The sequence below is a fragment of the Bradyrhizobium sp. S3.7.6 genome (assembly GCF_054061875.1).
The window spans coordinates 880,359-898,221 of sequence record NZ_JBSSEQ010000001.1 but is presented as its reverse complement, the minus strand read 5'-3'; the positions used below and the strand labels follow the sequence as shown (position 1 = coordinate 898,221).

At 65.7% G+C, this 17,863-nt stretch carries 19 protein-coding genes and 2 pseudogenes; 8 read left to right on the top strand and 13 right to left on the bottom strand.

The genetic code is table 11. The features are described 5' to 3' along the window. The first annotated feature begins 49 nt into the window (after positions 1–49). From ACVJ5M_RS04225 to coaA, 6 genes are all read left to right on the top strand, one after another. The gene (locus tag ACVJ5M_RS04225; RefSeq protein WP_063980268.1) at positions 50–580 is read left to right on the top strand and encodes a DUF2628 domain-containing protein; all 531 of its coding nucleotides are present in this window, start codon (positions 50–52) and stop codon (positions 578–580) included. After that, positions 577–1,227, top strand: coding sequence for an imidazole glycerol phosphate synthase subunit HisH (gene hisH / locus ACVJ5M_RS04220; protein ID WP_063980267.1), 651 nt, complete (start codon positions 577–579; stop codon positions 1,225–1,227). Before ACVJ5M_RS04225 ends, hisH begins: the two co-directional genes overlap by 4 nt. Then, the gene (gene hisA / locus ACVJ5M_RS04215; RefSeq protein ID WP_063985972.1) at positions 1,224–1,961 is read left to right on the top strand and encodes a 1-(5-phosphoribosyl)-5-[(5-phosphoribosylamino)methylideneamino]imidazole-4-carboxamide isomerase; all 738 of its coding nucleotides are present in this window, start codon (positions 1,224–1,226) and stop codon (positions 1,959–1,961) included. Before hisH ends, hisA begins: the two co-directional genes overlap by 4 nt. A gap of 10 nt (positions 1,962–1,971) precedes the next feature. Further along, positions 1,972–2,745, top strand: a complete 774-nt coding sequence (gene hisF, locus ACVJ5M_RS04210; protein ID WP_063980266.1) for an imidazole glycerol phosphate synthase subunit HisF — start codon at positions 1,972–1,974, stop codon at positions 2,743–2,745. Between the two features lie 79 nt (positions 2,746–2,824). Beyond that, positions 2,825–3,145: a phosphoribosyl-ATP diphosphatase gene (locus ACVJ5M_RS04205; RefSeq protein ID WP_028150153.1), complete on the top strand. Its 321-nt coding sequence runs from the start codon at positions 2,825–2,827 to the stop codon at positions 3,143–3,145. 25 nt (positions 3,146–3,170) lie between these two features. Next, entirely contained in the window at positions 3,171–4,127 is a 957-nt protein-coding gene (coaA, locus tag ACVJ5M_RS04200) for a type I pantothenate kinase (protein ID WP_028150152.1), read from the top strand. 273 nt (positions 4,128–4,400) lie between these two features. Here coaA and ACVJ5M_RS04195 read toward each other — a convergent pair whose 3' ends face one another. The 6 genes and pseudogenes from ACVJ5M_RS04195 to ACVJ5M_RS04170 form a co-directional block, all read right to left on the bottom strand. Beyond that, positions 4,401–6,635, bottom strand: a complete 2,235-nt coding sequence (locus tag ACVJ5M_RS04195; protein WP_084794914.1) for an ATP-binding protein — start codon at positions 6,633–6,635, stop codon at positions 4,401–4,403. Positions 6,636–6,754: 119 nt separating this feature from the next. Then, the gene (locus ACVJ5M_RS04190; protein ID WP_063980265.1) at positions 6,755–7,228 is read right to left on the bottom strand and encodes a hypothetical protein; all 474 of its coding nucleotides are present in this window, start codon (positions 7,226–7,228) and stop codon (positions 6,755–6,757) included. Between the two features lie 110 nt (positions 7,229–7,338). Continuing rightward, positions 7,339–8,247: pseudogene (locus tag ACVJ5M_RS04185) on the bottom strand (YifB family Mg chelatase-like AAA ATPase); the annotation flags it as partial. A gap of 14 nt (positions 8,248–8,261) precedes the next feature. After that, positions 8,262–8,738, bottom strand: a complete 477-nt coding sequence (locus tag ACVJ5M_RS04180; RefSeq protein ID WP_346283396.1) for a hypothetical protein — start codon at positions 8,736–8,738, stop codon at positions 8,262–8,264. 169 nt (positions 8,739–8,907) lie between these two features. Next, positions 8,908–9,102: a hypothetical protein gene (locus tag ACVJ5M_RS04175; RefSeq protein ID WP_283017904.1), complete on the bottom strand. Its 195-nt coding sequence runs from the start codon at positions 9,100–9,102 to the stop codon at positions 8,908–8,910. A gap of 49 nt (positions 9,103–9,151) precedes the next feature. Beyond that, positions 9,152–9,250, bottom strand: a pseudogene (locus ACVJ5M_RS04170) (ATP-binding protein); the annotation flags it as partial. 226 nt (positions 9,251–9,476) lie between these two features. Between ACVJ5M_RS04170 and ACVJ5M_RS04165 the strand changes: the two are divergent. Together ACVJ5M_RS04165 and ACVJ5M_RS04160 are read left to right on the top strand one after the other, a co-directional pair. Then, complete coding sequence (locus tag ACVJ5M_RS04165; protein WP_027534981.1) at positions 9,477–9,722, top strand: PilZ domain-containing protein; 246 nt, start codon at positions 9,477–9,479, stop codon at positions 9,720–9,722. A gap of 79 nt (positions 9,723–9,801) precedes the next feature. After that, positions 9,802–10,575, top strand: coding sequence for a tetratricopeptide repeat protein (locus tag ACVJ5M_RS04160; protein WP_063980259.1), 774 nt, complete (start codon positions 9,802–9,804; stop codon positions 10,573–10,575). Between the two features lie 30 nt (positions 10,576–10,605). Here the strand turns inward: ACVJ5M_RS04160 and ACVJ5M_RS04155 are convergent, their stop codons facing one another. The 7 genes from ACVJ5M_RS04155 to rsmI all read right to left on the bottom strand — a co-directional run bounded on the left by ACVJ5M_RS04155 (position 10,606) and on the right by rsmI (position 17,734). Then, on the bottom strand, positions 10,606–11,898 hold the full coding sequence (locus ACVJ5M_RS04155) for an AAA family ATPase (protein WP_063980258.1): 1,293 nt from the start codon (positions 11,896–11,898) through the stop codon (positions 10,606–10,608). Continuing rightward, on the bottom strand, positions 11,895–12,629 hold the full coding sequence (locus ACVJ5M_RS04150; RefSeq protein ID WP_063980257.1) for a CpaD family pilus assembly protein: 735 nt from the start codon (positions 12,627–12,629) through the stop codon (positions 11,895–11,897). Before ACVJ5M_RS04150 ends, ACVJ5M_RS04155 begins: the two co-directional genes overlap by 4 nt. Before the next feature lie 52 nt (positions 12,630–12,681). After that, a complete protein-coding gene (locus ACVJ5M_RS04145; RefSeq protein WP_063980256.1) occupies positions 12,682–14,199 on the bottom strand; it encodes a type II and III secretion system protein family protein in 1,518 nt (505 codons plus the stop codon). A 13-nt stretch (positions 14,200–14,212) separates the two neighbouring features. After that, positions 14,213–15,028, bottom strand: a complete 816-nt coding sequence (cpaB, locus tag ACVJ5M_RS04140; RefSeq protein ID WP_063980255.1) for a Flp pilus assembly protein CpaB — start codon at positions 15,026–15,028, stop codon at positions 14,213–14,215. Positions 15,029–15,443: 415 nt separating this feature from the next. Beyond that, positions 15,444–16,388 carry a glutathione synthase gene (gene gshB / locus ACVJ5M_RS04135; protein WP_063980254.1) on the bottom strand — a complete coding sequence of 315 codons (945 nt, stop codon included), beginning with the start codon at positions 16,386–16,388 and terminating at the stop codon, positions 15,444–15,446. A 10-nt stretch (positions 16,389–16,398) separates the two neighbouring features. Continuing rightward, positions 16,399–16,797, bottom strand: a complete 399-nt coding sequence (locus ACVJ5M_RS04130) for a YraN family protein (protein WP_063980253.1) — start codon at positions 16,795–16,797, stop codon at positions 16,399–16,401. Continuing rightward, positions 16,784–17,734, bottom strand: coding sequence for a 16S rRNA (cytidine(1402)-2'-O)-methyltransferase (gene rsmI / locus ACVJ5M_RS04125; protein ID WP_063980252.1), 951 nt, complete (start codon positions 17,732–17,734; stop codon positions 16,784–16,786). The genes ACVJ5M_RS04130 and rsmI overlap by 14 nt, the downstream gene beginning before the upstream one ends. Positions 17,735–17,863: the final 129 nt, after the last annotated feature.

Below are 17,863 nucleotides of genomic sequence, written 5' to 3'. Positions count from 1 at the left end.
GCACGCGCCGCTTGCGGTATCACTGAATTCCTAGGAACGGGGCATCACCATGCCTGTCTACACAGTTCATGCTCCCTCCCCTGCCGGAGCCGATCTGCGCGCGACCGACAAGTTCGTCTTCGTGCGCGACGGTTTTCATTTCTGGGCGATGGTTTTGGGTCCGTTCTGGCTGCTCTGGAACAGGCTCTGGCTGGCGCTGATCGGCTGGGTGATTTTCCTGGCTGCATTCGATGCAGGGCTGCATAGCCTCGGCGTTGGCCGCAGCTCGATCTTCCTGGCCAATATGATCATCGCGGTGCTGATGGGTTTCGAGGCCTCGAGCCTGCGCCGCTGGACACTGTCGCGCGGCAAGTGGCGCCAGCTTGACGTCGTCATCTCCGACGACGAGGACACCGCCGAGCGGCGTTTCTTCGAGCGCTGGAGCCTGAAGCAGCGCGGCATCGTCAACGATCAATGGGCCGTCGATCGCGGCGGCCCGCCGCCAACCCGCAACGTGCCGGGTCAGCAATTCTCAAATCCGCCACCGCTGCCGTCGGGCGGCATCATTGGATTGTTTCCGGAACCGGGAGGGTCAAGATGAGCGTCGCGATCATCGATTACGGTTCAGGCAATCTGCATTCCGCCGCCAAGGCGTTCGAGCGCGCCGCGCGCAGCCTGGAGATTCCGCAAAAGGTCTTCGTCACCAGCGATCCGGATCAGGCCTACGGCGCCGACCGTCTGGTGCTGCCGGGCGTCGGCGCCTTCGCCGATTGCCGGCGCGGGCTCGATGCCGTCAACGGCATGGTCGAGGCGATCACCGAAGCGGTCCGCGTCAAGGCGCGGCCCTTCTTTGGTATTTGCGTCGGCATGCAGCTGATGGCGAGCCGCGGCAAGGAACACGTCATCACCGAGGGCCTGAACTGGGTCGGCGGCGACGTCGAGAAGATCATGCCGCGCGACGAGAGCCTGAAGATCCCGCACATGGGCTGGAACACGCTCGACCTGCTGCAGGAGCATCCGGTGCTGGACAGGCTGCCGCTCGGCCCCAAGGGCCAGCACGCCTATTTCGTGCACTCCTACCACCTCAACGCCGCCAACGAGGCGGACGTGCTCGCGCGCGCCGATTACGGTGGACCGGTCACCGCGATCGTCGCGAAGGACACCGCCATCGGCACCCAATTCCACCCCGAGAAGAGCCAGCGTTTCGGCCTGGCCCTGATCTCGAACTTTTTGCGATGGAAACCGTGATTCTCTTTCCCGCGATCGACCTCAAGAACGGCCAGTGCGTGCGCCTCGAGCAAGGCGACATGGCGCGCGCGACCGTGTTCAACCTCAATCCCGCGGCCCAGGCGCAGAGCTTTGTCGAACAGGGCTTCGAGTATCTCCACGTCGTCGATCTCGACGGCGCCTTTGCCGGCAAGCCGGTGAATGCGCAGGCGGTAGAGGCGATGCTCAAGACGATCAAGATCCCGGTGCAGCTCGGCGGCGGCATTCGCGATCTCGCGACCGTCGAAGCCTGGCTCGACAAGGGCATCACCCGCGTCATCATCGGCACCGCCGCGGTGCGCGACCCTGAACTGGTGAAGGCGGCTGCAAGGAAATTCCCCGGCCGCGTTGCGGTCGGGCTCGATGCCCGTGACGGCAAGGTCGCCGTCGAAGGCTGGGCCGAGACCTCGCAGGTGACGGTGCTGGAAATCGCGCAGCGTTTCGAGGATGCCGGCGTCGCCGCCATCATCTTCACCGACATCGCGCGCGATGGCCTGCTCAAGGGCCTCAACCACGATGCGACCATTGCGCTGGCAGATGCGATCTCGATTCCCGTGATCGCCTCCGGCGGCCTCGCCTCGATCGAGGACGTCAAGGCGATGCTGACGCCGCGCGCCAGGAAGCTCGCCGGCGCGATCGCCGGCCGTGCGCTTTACGACGGCCGGCTCGATCCCGCCGCCGCCCTCACCTTGATCCGCAACGCGCGCACCGCCTAGGAGCCGACACATGTTCAAGGTGCGCGTGATCCCCTGCCTCGACGTCAAGGACGGCCGGGTCGTCAAGGGCGTCAACTTCGTCGACCTGCGCGATGCCGGCGATCCCGTCGAAGCCGCGATCGCCTATGACGCCGCCGGTGCCGACGAGCTCACCTTCCTCGACATCACCGCGACCCACGAGAACCGCGGCATCATGCTGGACGTGGTCCGGCGTACGGCGGAGGCCTGCTTCATGCCCGTGACCGTCGGTGGCGGCGTGCGCAAGGTTGACGACATCAAGACGCTTCTGCGCGCCGGCGCCGACAAGGTCTCGATCAACAGCGCCGCGGTGTCGCGGCGCGAGTTCGTCAAGGAAGCTGCCGAGAAATTCGGCGAACAATGCGTGGTGGTCGCGATCGACGCCAAGCGGGTCAAGCGTCCGGGCGGCGACCGCTGGGAGATCTTCACCCATGGTGGCCGCAACTCGACCGGCATCGATGCCATCGAATATGCCCAGGAAGTGGTCTCGCTCGGTGCTGGTGAAATCCTGCTCACCTCCATGGACCGCGACGGCACCCGGCAGGGCTTCGACATCCCGCTGACCCGGGCGATCGCCGACAGCGTTCCCGTTCCCGTGATAGCCTCGGGCGGCGTCGGCAATCTCGATCATCTCGTCGACGGTATCCGCAACGGCCACGCCACAGCTGTGCTGGCCGCCTCGATCTTCCATTTCGGGGAATTCACCATTCGCGAAGCCAAGGAGCACATGGCCCGGCGCGGACTGGCCATGCGCCTCGATGCCTGACGACTCCCGATCATAAAAATGCTACATAGGCCTACGGGGAATGGCCTCCGTGGCCTTGTGTGTTGTTCGAGTAATTCCGATGTCGCGTTTCACGATCCACGATCTGGCCGACACCATCGACGCCCGCGCGGCGGCCGGCGGCGAGGCGTCCTATACCCGTAAGCTCCTGGACAAGGGCGCCGAGCATTGCGCCAAGAAGTTCGGCGAGGAGGCAGTCGAAACCGTAATCGCAGCAGTCGAAAACGATCGCGCGCATCTGATCGCTGAAAGTGCCGACCTGCTCTATCACTTCCTTGTGCTGCTCAAGGCCCGCGGCGTAAAGCTGGAGGAGGTCGAGGCCGCGCTGGACAAGCGGACGAATATGTCCGGATTGGAAGAAAAGGCGTCCCGCAAGGGTTAGTAGATCCCAACGGAAAGGTCGCGTCATGGATATCCGCGCACCCGAGCAGCAGTATAATCCGTACCGCGTCTATACGCGCGAGCAGTGGTCGCGACTGCGCGACGACACGCCGATGACGCTGGAGCCCGGCGAGTTCGACCGGCTGCGCTCGCTGCACGATCGCCTGGACTTGCAGGAGGTCGAGGACATCTACCTGCCGCTGTCGCGCCTCTTGTCGATCTATGTCGATGCGATGCAGCGCCTGTACTACGCAGAGCGCCAGTTTCTCAACATCCGCGACCGCAAGATGCCCTACATCATCGGCGTCGCTGGTTCGGTCGCGGTCGGAAAATCCACCACGGCCCGCGTGCTTCAGGCACTGCTGGCGCGCTGGTCGCCGCGTCCGAAGGTCGAACTGATCACCACCGACGGATTTCTGTATCCCAACGCCGTGCTGGAGCGGCAGGGCATCATGCAGAAGAAGGGTTTTCCGGAGAGCTACGACCTGCCGCTGCTGCTCAGCTTCCTCTCCGACATCAAGGCAGGCCGCCGCCACGTGCGCGCGCCGGTCTATTCGCATCTGACCTACGACATCGTGCCGAACCAGTGGGCCGAGATCGACCAGCCGGACATCCTGATCGTCGAGGGCGTCAACGTGCTGCAAACCGGCAAGCTGCCGCGCGACGGCAAGGCGGTGCCCGTCGTCTCCGACTTCTTCGACTTTTCGGTCTATATCGACGCCGACGAGGCGGCGCTGCGGCAATGGTACATCAAGCGCTTCCTGGCGCTGCGTGACACCGCGTTCACCAATCCGAAATCCTACTTCAATCGCTACGCGCTGTTGTCGGACGAGGAAGCCACCGCCACCGCGATCGCGATCTGGGAACGCACCAACCTCGCCAATCTCGAGGATAACATCCTGCCGACCCGCCCCCGCGCGACGCTGATCCTGAAGAAGGGCGCCGACCACACCGTGGCAAGCGTGGCGCTGCGACGGCTATAGGCCGCGGTATCGTAGGGTGGGCAAAGGCGCGAAGCGCCGTGCCCACCGTCTATCTGCATTGTCGAATGTGAATAGTGGGCACGCGGAGCCTGTCATTGGGCGCGCATTCGCGCGACCCGTTGGCTTTGCCCACCCTACGGCATCGGTGATTGGCGCACGCCTGCAGCCACATCGTCATTGCGAGCGCAGCGAAGCAATCCAGAATCTTTCCGCGGAGGGATTCTGGATTGCTTCGTCGCAAGGGCTCCTCGCAATGACGGAGGAGAGACCTTCCTACACCGCCAGATGCCGCGCCGCCGCCAGCCCGGCCAGCGCCTCGTCCAGCTTGTCGCGGTCGAGCGGCTTGATCAGAAATCCGTTCATGCCCGCCTCGAAACAGGCATAGCGATCCTCCACCAGCGTATTGGCGGTGAGCGCGAGGATCGGCGTGTGGTGGCCGCCTTTGGCCGCCTCATGCGTGCGGATGCGTTTCGTCGCCTCGATGCCGTCGAGCTGCGGCATCTGGATGTCCATCAGCACGAGATCGTAGGGCGTGCCGGCGGATGACGCGGCGAGCCAGGATTCCAGCGCCGCCTCGCCATGAACCGCGATGACGACGCGGTGGCCGAGCTTGGTCAGCAGCGAGCGCATCAGCAGCGCGTTGATCTCGTTGTCCTCGGCGACGAGGATCGACAGACCCTTTGCCGTTACGACGCCGGCGGGGGAGGCGGCCGGCGGCTCCGGCGCCAGTTCGGGCGAGGCGACCTCCGGCGTCAGCGCGAGACGTGCCGCGAGCGAAGCTGCGCGCAGCGGCTTGATCAGAAAGCCGGTGAAGGAAGCTGAAAATTTCTCGTGACGCGAGCTCGACGTCAGCAGCACCAGCCGCTGCGTCGCATGCTTGCGCGCGACCTCGCCGAGATGGTCGGCGATGGCGGCGCCGATCGCACGATCGACCAGCACCGCATGCCATGAGCGCTCCGGCAGCAGCGCCTCTGCGACGGCTCCATCCGAGACGAGGCAGATCTGTCCGCCCCAGCGCTCCAGCCGCCGCGCGATCAGCGAGGCCTCGATGCCGTCGGCGATCAGGAGGATCGACTTGCCGGTGAGATCAGGGCTCGGGAACGCCGTCTGCCCCGCGCCGGATTGCGATGGCGCAAGCGGGATCGCGACGTCGAAGGTCGAGCCCTTGCCCGGCTCGCTCTCCAGGGTGATGCGGCCGCCCATGCGCTTGACGATGCGTTCGCTGATGGCAAGGCCGAGCCCGGTGCCGCCATAGGTGCGGGCGACGCGCTCGTCGGCCTGCTCGAACTCGCGGAAGATGCGCGTTCGCGCCTCGGGCGCGATGCCGATGCCGGTGTCGCGCACCAGAAAGCTGATCTCGTTCGGCCAGATGCCGGGTTCGACGATCAGCGCGACGCCGCCGGTCGCGGTGAACTTGATGGCGTTGCCGGCGAGGTTGAGCAGCACCTGGCGCAACCGCGCGGCATCGCCGACGACCTCGAGCGGCAGGCGCTCGTCGACATAGGCGGCGATCTCGAGCGTCTTTGCCTGCGCGCGCGGCGCGAGCAGCTCGGTGATCTCCTCGATCATGGTCGAGAGCGCGAACGGGCGTTGGTCGAGATCGAGCTTGCCGGCCTCGATCTTGGAATAGTCGAGCAGCTCCTCGATCAGCGCCATCAGCGCTTCGCCGGAGGTTTTCACCGCCCTGGCATAGGTCGTCTGCTCCGGCGTCAGCGTGGTGTCGAGCAACAGGCCGCCCATGCCGATCATGCCGTTGAGCGGCGTGCGGATCTCATGCGAGGCCATCGCCAGGAAGCGCGACTTGGCGCGGTTGGCGGCATCGGCCTGGTCGCGCGCGTCCGACAGCGCGCGCTCGGTCTCGGTGCGGTCGGTGACGTCGCGTCCGACGCTCTGCAATTCGGCGGGCTGGCCGGCATCGAGACGGACATAGCCCTCGCGCCAGGCGATCCAGCGCGCGCCGTGCGGGGTGGTGATCCTCTGGTCGTGAATGCGCGTGCCGTTGCTTTCGCGGGCGCTGTCGCCCTGCTCGAGGACGTCGAAATCGAAACGCGTGCCGACCAGCGCGTTGCGCCCCTGTCCTGCGAGTGCGCAATAGGCGTCGTTGGCGAAGGAGATGCGGCCCTGGTGGTCGCGCAGCACGATCAGATCGCCCTGCTGTTCGAACAGGCTGCGCGCGCGCTCCTCCGCTTCCTTCAGTTCCCAATTGCGGTCGATCAGCGTCTCGTTGTGGGCGGCGAGCTTACGCATCCGCTTGTTGACGAAGCGCAGCCGCATGCTGAGCGTGGCGAGGCCGAGGCAGGCGAGCGCGAACAGGAAGCTCGCGCCGACCGCAAACGTATTGGGATCGTAGCCGGAGTTCTCGGAGCGGCTGCCGGAGACGAAGCCATAGGCGCCGCCGAACGTCGCCGAGAAAATCATGAAGGAGCGGATCGCGAACGCGATGCGGGGATGCTGTCGCCTGAAGCGGCGCATGCGCACCTTGATCCGGAACGTCCGATCCATCGCCATCGACCCCGACTCTTGCTCCGAAACCCCGCGTCGCCAATTGCGACGATGTCTCGCCGACCTTGCGAACAGCTTGAGGCTTTGGTTCGGCCTCCAAACAGGGTTGACGAGGTGTTAACGCTTCAGAGCGAGGCGGCCTGGAGCGGGAGCGGGCGGTGGCCGCCATTGGCACCGACGATCAGCGCCGCGGCCTCGCGCTGCGAAAAGGTCTTCGAGCGCACATAGATGCGGTAATCGGCCGGCCCGTCGGTGGACAGGTAAATCACCGGACCGCCGTCGACCGGCTCCGCGGCAATCGTGATGAGGCGCGTCGCCGGATTGGCCTGACAGGAATCCGTTTCGGAGCCGAGACCGTCGTCCACGACCGCGAAGTCCGCCGCGTCCGGATCGTCGGTGATCTGAACCCGCACCGTGGCCCGCGACAGATCGTCGGTGAAGGCGACATGGACGCCGGCCGTCCAGAACAGGGATGTCAGCTCGACTGAAGTCTCGCCCAGCGCGATGCAGGGATGCGAGACCGATCCGATCTCGCCGCGGGCGAACACCGCGGCCGCCAGCAGGGGAACAACCGAGGCCAGGATCTTGAAACGCAACATGACACTCTACTCGCCCGGGCCCTGTGTGGAACTCATAGGGGAACGCTTGGGCCTTATGGTTTGCAGAGCGTAAAGGAAACTCGTTACCGCCGGGTTGATGCGCGGAAGGATCAGGCCATCTGCCGCACATCCTCCGCGAGTGCGCGGTAGGACAGCGCCTCGGCGAGATGCAGCCGGCCGATCTTGTCGGCGCCGTCGAGATCGGCGAGCGTGCGCGCCACCCGCAGGACGCGGTGATAGCCGCGAGCCGACAGCCGCATGGTCTCGGCGGCGTCGCGCAGTAATTTGGCGCCTTGCGCATCCGGCTTGGCGACGTCCTCCAACACCGAGGCCGGCGCCTCGGCATTGGTGCGAACATGCGGCAGGCCCGCATCCGCGTAACGCGCGAGCTGGATGTCGCGCGCGGCTGCCACGCGCGCGGCGACTTCCGCCGAGCCCTCCGCCGCCGGCGGCAGGATCAGATCGGCTGCGGTCACCGCGGGAACCTCGATGCGCAAATCGATGCGGTCCATCAGCGGACCGGAGATGCGCGCCTGGTAGTCGCCGGTGCAGCGATCGATGCGGCCGCGCTTGCAGGCATAGCCGGGCTCGAACGCATGGCCGCAGCGGCACGGATTCATCGCCGCGACCAGCATGAAGCGCGCAGGATAAGTCACGCGATGATTGGCGCGGGAGACGGAGACCTCGCCGTTCTCCAGCGGCTGGCGCAGCGAATCCAGCACCCGAGGATCGAACTCGGGCAGCTCGTCGAGGAACAGCACGCCCTGATGCGCAAGCGAGATCTCGCCGGGTTTTGCGCGGATGCCGCCGCCGGTGAGTGCGGCCATGCTGGCGGAATGATGCGGCGAACGGAACGGCCGCCGCGCGGTCAACGCGCCGCCCTCGATCTCGCCGGCGACGGAGGCGATCATGGAGACTTCGAGCAATTCGCCCGGCGACAGCGGTGGCAGGATCGAGGGCAGGCGCGCCGCCAGCATCGACTTGCCGGCGCCGGGCGCGCCGATCATGAGCAGGTGATTACGTCAATGACAATTTATGGATCAGGCGGTGGGCCTTGCGGTTTCAGCTCATCGGTTTTGCTGTCAGGCTCCAAATGGTCGTCGTCGACTGTGTCATCTCGCTCCGTCCAAGCCTCTAACTGTTCGGACGTCATGGGAACCTGTACGCAGCCGCAGGAAATGGCTTGGCCGCCACAGGCCGGGCATTCTTCCATGTCGCATCCGCTCACGTGAAGTTGCCCTTGGAGAGCACCGCAGTCATGGCATGTGCGAGGCAGCTTAATTTTCTTCTTTTTCTGGTCGTAGACGGGTTCCTCGTCCCCATACCTGATGCGCTCTCGGGGTGTCGTTACAAGCGAGACTGTCTGATACTGCGCGTCCTCCAGCATCTGCGGCCAATGCGCTGCCATCGAATGCGCGTTGTATCCCGCCTCGACGGCCTTGAGAAATCCACCGAGTGCCCCTGTGTGCGCGTTCTTTCCCCGGTAGGCCGACACACCGAGGTCCGTCATGTTTAGCTCGGTGTCGAGCGTTAGCCCGTGCTCAAGGGCATACTTGGCCGCCTTCTCCGTCTGTCGCTGTAGACTTGCTCCAGCGGCTTGCGAGGGCGTTGAGAACCGAACGTAGGAGTAGGCCCGTGCTTGGGCCTCGGTGCGGACAGGGGCATTCATTGGGGCCGCCTCAGGCTTTGGCGTTGGCGATCAGGGGCTCCAGCACCTTCTCGATGATCAACCACCACACGTGAGCCTGTCGCTCCGCAGCGAGCTCAAGACGCTCGCCAAGGTCTCCCAGTGCTCTCGCAGTGTGTGCTATGCCCGAAGCGAACCGAACGGCACTCCTAAGGGCGAGGATGGCGGCCGAGTTCCACAATTCCATTGCAATCTCCATGTGTTGACGCCGTATAGTGTTGGCATTCACACTCTGCAATGGCGAAAGCCGGCAGCCCGGGCGCGACCTGCACCTGCACGTCGACCGCGCGGGCCTCAATCCCCTCAAAGGCGACGGTAGAAACCCGCTGAACCATGCCCGAACCAGCCTGCCCTCTCGTACAATTAGGGGTAGCAGAGCCCGATCTTTCTTGCAAGAACAATACGAGAACAGCCCGAGGGCCCGGAAAACCCTAACCGGTCGTAAACATCACGCAGACACTACGCCTCGAATGCGAGCGGCTCTCATCAGCACATCCCAACGAATGTTCGCTACTCCTAGAGCTGCGGGATGGGCCGTGATCTAACGGGTGAACAATTCAAATGCTTGCAAATCGCCGCAGAAGCGAACGACGGGTGTGCACTCGGCTCGCCAAGATTCACTTTGGCGCGGGCTCGCTGCCGAGGGATTGCACGATCACGGATATCTCGGATGGGGGCGTGAAAGTGGTGGCGGAGTTTCTGGAAGTGCCGCCGCAATTCACCATCATCTTCGCGCCCGATTATTCCCGCCAATGCCGCCTGCGCTGGCGCATCGGCTGCGAATTCGGCGCCGAGTTCACCGATTGAGCCGGACGGGCCAGGTTCCTTAACTGGACTTTAGGGTTAATCGGTAAGCATCGCTGATCAGTCGCCGAGTGATCAGAGTATGCCCAAGCGTTCGTCCCTTGCCTCTCCGCCGGCGAGATTCCTGCTTTCCGCGCTCGTGATGCTTGCCCTCGGCGGCTGCCAGACCACGAGTCTGGAGGACATCACCGGCGCGCTCGGTGGCAAGTCGGAAACCGCTGGCAGGGCCGACCCGAAGCCGGACATGGACGCGCTTCGCGAGCGCTATCGCGCCAAGCCTTCCGATCCCAACGTCGCGCTCGAATATGGCATGGCGCTGCGCGAGACCGGCCAGCGCGCCCAGGCCGTTGCGGTGATGGAGCAGGCCGTGCTCGCCCATCCCAGCAACAAGGCGCTGCTCGCCGGCTACGGCCGCGCGCTCGCCGACAGCGGCAATTTCCAGCAGGCTTTCGATGTGCTCAGCCGCGCGCATACGCCTGAGGATCCCGACTGGCGCATCCTGTCGGCGCAAGGCGCGGCGCTCGATCAGCTCGGCCGCAACGAAGAGGCGCAGCAATATTATTCGGCAGCGCTGAAGATCGTGCCCGAGGAGCCGCAGGTTCTGTCCAATCTCGGCCTGTCCTACATGCTCCAGAACAATCTGCCGCGGGCCGAGGAAACGCTGCGCCGCGCCTATGAGCACAATCGCGCCGATTCCCGCGTGCGCGCCAATCTGGCGCTCGTCGTGGGACTGCAGGGAAAGCAGGCCGAGGCCGAGACCATCGTGAAGGCCGACCTGCCGCCGGATCAGGCCGCGGCAAAGGTCACGGCGCTACGGCAGTTGCTGGCGAAGAAGCAGCAGCGGGCGGACAAGTAGCCCGCCCTCGTTTCTCGTTCGCGTTGGTGCTTACGACACCTTGCGATGCGGGGCTGACCCGCGACCCGCCCTGCCCTTGAGCCTCTTCAGGAGCGGCCCGAGCAGCGAGCGCTTCGGCTTCTTCACCTCGCCACGCCCGGCGAGGCGGTTCGCCATGTTCTGGAACAGAAGGGTGGTGCGGTGGTTCTTGGAGACTTCCGCGATCATCTGGCCGTTATTGGCCGCGGTCGAGAACAGTTTCGAGTCGAACGGGATCGCCGCGATCGGCTGGCTCTCCATGGTCTTGGCGAACGCCTTGACGTCGATCTCCGCGCGCTTGTGCATGCCGACCTGGTTGATGCAGTACAGCGGCGGACGGTCGTTGGGCCGTGCCGCCTTGAGCACGCTCAGCATGTTCCTGGTGTTGCGCAAATTGGCCAGATCGGGTTCGGCCACGATCACGATATCGTCGGCATTGACGAGCGCGCGGCGCGTCCAGCCCGACCATTGGTGGGGAACGTCGAGCACGATGCAGGGTGTGGTCATGCGCAGCGTGTCGAAGATCGCATCAAAAGCTTCGGCGCCGAAATCGTAGACGCGGTCGAGCGTTGCGGGCGCCGCGAGGAGACTGAGGCGCTCGGTGCATTTGGCGAGCAGGCGCTCCATCAGCGCCGTGTCCGGCCGGTCCTGCGAGAGCACCGCGTTGGCGATGCCCTGCGCCGGGTCCTGGTTGTAGTCGAGGCCGGCGGTGCCGAAGGCGAGGTCGAGATCGATCACGACGGAATCAAGTGCGAGGTCGCGCGCGATGGTCCAGGCCACGTTGTGCGCGACCGTGGACGCACCGACGCCGCCCTTGGCGCCGACCACCGCGATGACGCGGCCGGTGATGATGGCTTCCGACGCCGAGAACAGGCTGCAGATGGAGCGGACGACGTCGAGGGTTTCGACCGGTCCCACCACGTAGTCGTTGACGCCGCGGCGGACCAGCTCGCGATAGGGCGCGGTGTCGTTGGGGTTGCCGATCACGACCACGCGTGTGCCGGGATCGCAGACGCCGGCGAGATCGTCGAGGCCCTCGAGGATATCGCGTGTGCCGTCGGATTCGATCACGATGACGTTCGGCGTCGGCATCGTGTCATAGACTTCGATGGCCGCGGCAAGGCCGCCGCCCTTGGCGGTGAGATGCGCCTTGGCGAGACGGCGATCCTGCCCGGCCGCGGTGATCGCGGCGAGCGTCTGCTCGGTCTCGCAAAAGGCCTGCACCGAGATGCGAGGAACCGGCGCAATGTGGTCCTCGGGGTGCCGCGGGTCGTCCGCTTCCTCGTCGTCGTGAAAACTTGTCATTTGCCGGTGTCGCTGAGTTTGGCCTTTTCGGCCTCGGGATACATGGTCGTGGTCGCCATGCCTTTGCGGTAGCGCTCGAAGGCGATCTCGCGCCGTGCAGTGTAGGCAGGCGTCTCCGCCCTCGGCTGCTCGAGGTCGGCGGGGTTGTCGATCATGGCCGCGAGGTTGCGCTGGCTGGCGCAGCCCAGATTGAAGTACGGCCGGTTCTCGTTGTAGCCGGGGTCGAGGATGTTCGGACCGACGTCTTCCGGCCACAGCCCGCAGGGGCCGGCGACCGCGGCGATCTTCGAATAGCTCAGGCGGATGGTCGGCAGCAGTCCGGGATCCTCGGGGCGATAGGGATGCTGGACGATGGCGCGCGACGGCACGCCGCCGGATGCGAGCACCGACCGGATTTCGTGATAGGTCGCCGCCGCGGCGCGTGAATTCGCAGCGTCGCTCGGCACGTCGACGACGACGGAACCGGTGCCTTCGCGCACCCAGTCCCTGGCAATGCCCGCGACGTCCGCGTGCTGCGCGGTGGAGAGGCCGCCGCGCGCCTTGCCGACGAAGATCACGATCGACTTCTTGGCTTCCTGCACCGCGATCGGGTGGCGCTGGCGATAGTCGGTCGGCACCGTCTGGGTGACGATGTCACCGGTGGTGTTGCAGGCGCCGAGCATGACGGAAAGCCCCGTCAGCGCCAGCGCGATCCGCAGGTTGCGACGTCGATCGGCGATCGTCTTCGTCATCGCTTTGTCCCCTCTTGCCCCATTTCTTGCCCCGGTCCCCAAACCGTCCGTCTCAGTCGATGATGAAGCCGAAATCGCCGCGGGTGCCTTCGATCGGATCGACGCTGCGCGCGATGCCATAGAGCCGGTTCATGCGGCCGAGCAGCGCCGTCTGCGCGTCCGAGGCCGGCGCAAAGCCGTCGTCGGGCCGCGACAATTCCTTCTGGGCGACCGCCCGCACCACATAGGGCGTCACGATCACCATCAGCTCGGTCTCGTTGTTGACGAAGTCCTGGCTGCGGAAGAGCGCGCCGATGATCGGCACCTGGTCGACGCCGGGCAGGCCGTTGATCGCCTGCTTGGTCTTCTGCTGGATCAGGCCGGCCATCGCCATCGAGCCACCGGAAGGAATCTCCAGCGTGGTCTCGGCGCGGCGGGTCTGGACCGAGGGGATGGTGATCGAGTTGCTCGAGGTCGAGGACACCGCCTGCGTCAGCGTGATCGCGTTCGTGTTCGACAGCTCCGAGACCTCGGTCATCACGCGCAGGCTGATACGGCCTTCGCTGAGCACGAGCGGGGTGAAGTTCAGGGAGATGCCGAACTTCTTGTAGGTGACCTGGGTGGTACAGACGTGGGTGACCGGATCGCAGGAATAGCCTGCAGGGATCGGGAATTCACCGCCGGCGATGAAGGTGGCGGATTCGCCCGAGATCGCGGTCAGGCTCGGTTCGGCGAGCGTGCGCATGACGCCGGCGCTTTCCATCGCGCGCATCGTGGCGCTGACGGTGGCGACACCCTTGGCGAGGCCGGCCACGCCGAGCCCGTTGCTGCCGACGATCGGTCCGCCAGAGACCGAGAACGGGTTGGAATTGTTGAAGTTCACGACCGCCGTGCCGGCATTCAGGCTGGCGCTGAGGTCGACGCCCAGCTGCTTGACGATGTCGCGGCGGACTTCGCCGACGACGACCTTGAGCATCACCTGGTCGCGGCCGCGCACGACGATGTTGTTGACGACCTTGTCAGCGCCGCCAACGAGTTTTGCGGCGACGTCGCCGGCCTGCTGGGCCTCGATCGGGCTCGACACCGAGCCGGTCAGCATCACGCTGTCGCCTACGCCTTCGATCTGCACGCCCGGCAGCGACTGGCGCAGCGCCGTGCGCATGCCGTTGAGATCGCGCTTTACCGCGATGTCGTAAGAGGCAACCTGCTGGCCGTCGGCGGTGAAGAACACGACGTTGGTCTGGCCGACCTGGCCGCCGATGATATAGGCGCGCTGCGACGAGCGGATCACTGCATTGGCGATCTTGGGATCGGCCACCAGCACGTCCTTGACCTCGCGCGGCAGATCGATGACGACGGACTTGCCGACGCCGAGCGACAGCGAGCGCGTGCGTGTAGGCGCGATGGTCGAAACCGGCGACACGCCGAGATCCGGCGCCTGCATCGGCGCCTGGTCGCCGACCGGCGCATCCGCCGCGCTGACGAAGTCGGGGGCTGCGATCAGCCCCAGCATCAGCACCGCCCCCGTCCAGAACGAGCGTGCGCGCTTCCCCCGAATGCGCAGGCCCGTCCGATCATCCCCGTAGTTCATGGTGTCCCCATCATCACTTCTGTGACGTCAGTTGCCGTGCCTGCACCCCGTAGCGGATCACGTTCACGCCGCCGGGCCGCTTGGCCGTCAGGTCTTCGATCGAAATCTCCGACGCGTTGGCATCGGCGATGCTTCGCAACGCGAGCGTCAGCGTGCCGCCCTGGCGCGAGGCCGACAGCGTCGCGACCTGGTCCGGCTTGAGCTCGAGCGTGACGGTCTTGCCGAGTACGGCGTTCTGGCCGTCTTTTTCTTTCGGCGCCTGGTCGATCGCGAGCACGCGGATGTTGCTCAGGATGACCTCCGACAGGATCAGGTCGTTGCCGCCGGTCGCGCCGTTGGCGCCATCGGGGTTCTTCAGGCGCCGCGTTAGAACGATGTCGACGCGGTCGTTCGGCAGGATGAAGCCGCCGGCGCCGGTCTCGGCTGAAATCTCGGTAGAGACGGCCCGCATGCCGGAGGGCAGGATCGCGGCCATGAAGCCCGAGCCCTCGGCCCGCACCAGCTTCTGCTCGCGGATCGGCTCGCCCTGCATCAACGGCACGCGCGCGATCGAGCCTGCGATCTGGGTCTGGGCGTCGGGCCTGCTGTCGCGGCGGATGAAGGCGCTGCTCGCGGTCGCCGCCGGCCAGGACTGCCATTGCAGATCCTCGGGCTTCACGGCCTGGCCGAGCTGGATGTCGTTCTTCGCGATCAGCACCTCGACCGTCGGCAGCTTCTCGGCGACGGGAAGGGCGGGTGCTGGCTTGTTGTCAAAGCCGCTCGCCAGATACGCAGCGACGCCGCCGGCGCCCAGCGCGATGACGAGAACGACAATGCGTGCGGTGTTCATGCGCTTCTACTCTTACGCGGGGCACTCGAACCGCACGTGGCGGGTTCCCCTGCGTCGATGAGTAGGGAGTAAAGGTATAAGGGGTGTTGCGAGGCCGAGTGTGATGGCCCGTGACGATGCGCGTTCTGGGCAGATGGTGAACGTCGCGTTATCCGCTCGGCCAATGGCCCCGTAGATTCACGCAGGGCGGGACGTTCGTTCGAACGATGCGCGCGGCGTCATGGTGAATGGGTGGTTTAGCCATGGGCGCTTCGCGCAGCGTGCGCGGTCGTCGCTCCTCTGGGTGAGGAGCGTACTTCCTCGTGTTTCAATTGATGTCCGTAGCCCGGATGGAGCGAAGCGCAATCCGGGCTCGTGCAGCGCGTTGTGAGATCCCGGATTTCGCTGCGCTCCATCCGGGCTACGAGTGAGCGCCCTACTTCGCCCGCTTCTGCTCGATCGTGTCCCAGACCTTCGCCGCGACGTCCGGGCCGCCGAGCCGCGCGATGGCGCGGATGCCCGTCGGCGATGTCACGTTGATCTCGGTGAGGTTGCCGTTGATGACGTCGATGCCGACGAACAGCAGGCCGCGCTCGCGCAGCGCCGGGCCGACGGTGGCGCAGATCTCGCGCTCGCGTGGCGTGAGCTCGGTCTCCTGCGCGGCGCCGCCACGCACCATGTTGGAGCGGAGGTCGTCGGCGGCCGGCACGCGGTTGACCGCGCCGGCGAACTCGCCGTTGACCAGGATGATGCGCTTGTCGCCGTGCTTCACCTCGGGGATGAACTGCTGGATCACCCACGGCTCCTTGAAGGTCACCGAGAACATGTCGAACAGCGAGCCGAAATTCATGTCCTGCGGCATCACGCGGAACACCGCCGCGCCGCCATGGCCGTGCAGCGGCTTCATGACGACGGCGCCGTGCTTATCCCGGAACGCGTTGATCTCGTCGAGGTCGCGCGAGATCAGCGTCGGCGGCATCAGCTGCGGAAAGTTCATCACGAACAGTTTTTCCGGCGCGTTGCGCACTGAGGCGGGGTTGTTGACGACCAGCGTCTTCGGATGGATGCGCTCCAGGAAATGCGTCGAGGTGATGTAGGCGAGATCGAACGGCGGATCCTGGCGCAGCAGCACGACGTCGAAGCCGTTGAGCGCTTCGCGCCTGGGCTCGCCCAGCGTGAAGTGATTGCCGGGCTCGTCGCGCACGGTCAGGAGCTGGATGGGCGCGACGATCTCCTCGCCGACCATCGAGAGCTTGTCGGGCGTGTAATAGGACAGGCCGTGGCCGCGCTTCTGCGCCTCCAGGAGCAGTGCAAAGGTGGAATCGCCCTTGATGTTGATACGGGCGATGGGGTCCATCTGGACGGCGACGTTCAGTTTCATGGTCTGCCTTTCAGGTCGAGGCGTCGAATGCCGCCAACACATGGCGCGGAAGTGAGCGCGGCGCAATCAGCATGGCGTCGAATCGCAGTTCGAATTCGGCATGCTCGGGATGCGCCACGAGCCAGCCTTGCGCGGCGTCGATGATGCGCTGCTGTTGGCGCGGGGTCACGGCGAAGGCGGCGTCATCTAGCGTCGCGCGGGCCTTGACCTCGACGAAGGCGATCAGGTTGCGGCGGCGCGCCACGATGTCGATCTCGCCATGTGGGGTGCGGTAGCGCCTGGCGAGGATGCGGTAGCCCTTGGCCATGAGATAGGCGGCGGCGCGGCTCTCCGCGGAGATGCCGGTGCGGAACGCGGCGACGCGCTCGGGCGAGGCGACCTTCGGTTCCGCGCCCTTAGTCTTCGCCATCGCCGTCCCTCAGGTCCTTTGCGAGCTCGAGCGCGCGGGCATAGACCTCGCGGCGCGGTCGGCCCGAGAGCGCGACCGCATGCGCGACGGCATCCTTGACGCTGTGCGCGGCGAGCTGCTCGCGCAGCAGGCCGTCGAGCGCATCCGAGGTCAGCAGCTCCGCGTCCGCCGCAGGCGGCGCGATCACCAGCACGAATTCGCCGCGCGTCTCCAGCGTGTCCGCTCCGCGTGCCAGCTCCTGCAGCGGGGCGCGCGAAATTTCCTCGTGCAGTTTCGTCAATTCGCGGCAGATCGCGGCTTCGCGCGTCCCCATGATCTCGGCAAGCTCGGCGAGCGTGTCCTGGACGCGGTTGCCGGAGTCGAACATCACGAGCGTCGCATCGATGCGGGCGAGCTCTGCAAGGCGCGACTTTCGCGCGGCGGATTTCGCCGGCAGAAAGCCCTCGAAGAAGAAGCGGTCGGTCGGCAATGCGGCGACCGACAGCGCGGCCAGCACCGAGGACGGGCCGGGCAGCGCGTAGACCGCATGGCCGGCTGCGCAGACCTCGCGCACCAGCTTGAAACCGGGGTCGGAGATCAGCGGCGTGCCGGCATCCGACACCAGCGCGATCGAGCCGCCCTGCCCCAGCGCCTCCAGGATCCTCGGACGCGCCGCTTCCGCGTTGTGCTCGTGATATTGCTTGAGCTGCGCCGTGATCGCGTAGCGCTCGGTCAGGCGCCGCGTGATGCGGGTGTCCTCGCAGGCGATGACGTCGACGCCGGCGAGCGTCTGAAGCGCGCGCAGCGTGATGTCGCCGAGATTGCCGATGGGGGTGGCGACCAGATGGAGGCCCGGCGCCGCCTTCGGCGCCGTCAGCCGATGGGCGTCGATGGAGAAACCGCGCGAGGCGGGATCCGTCGCTTCAGGTGTATTTATCGGGCTCGGCTTTACGCGCATAATGAATCGAACTTAGGCATGATCCCGGGGGCTGGGAACCGGTCCTCGGAAAAAGATCGCGCCAGGTCAGGGGTGAGGAAGGACTGGAATGTGATCCATCCGGCATCACATTGCAGAGGGAATGAAGCG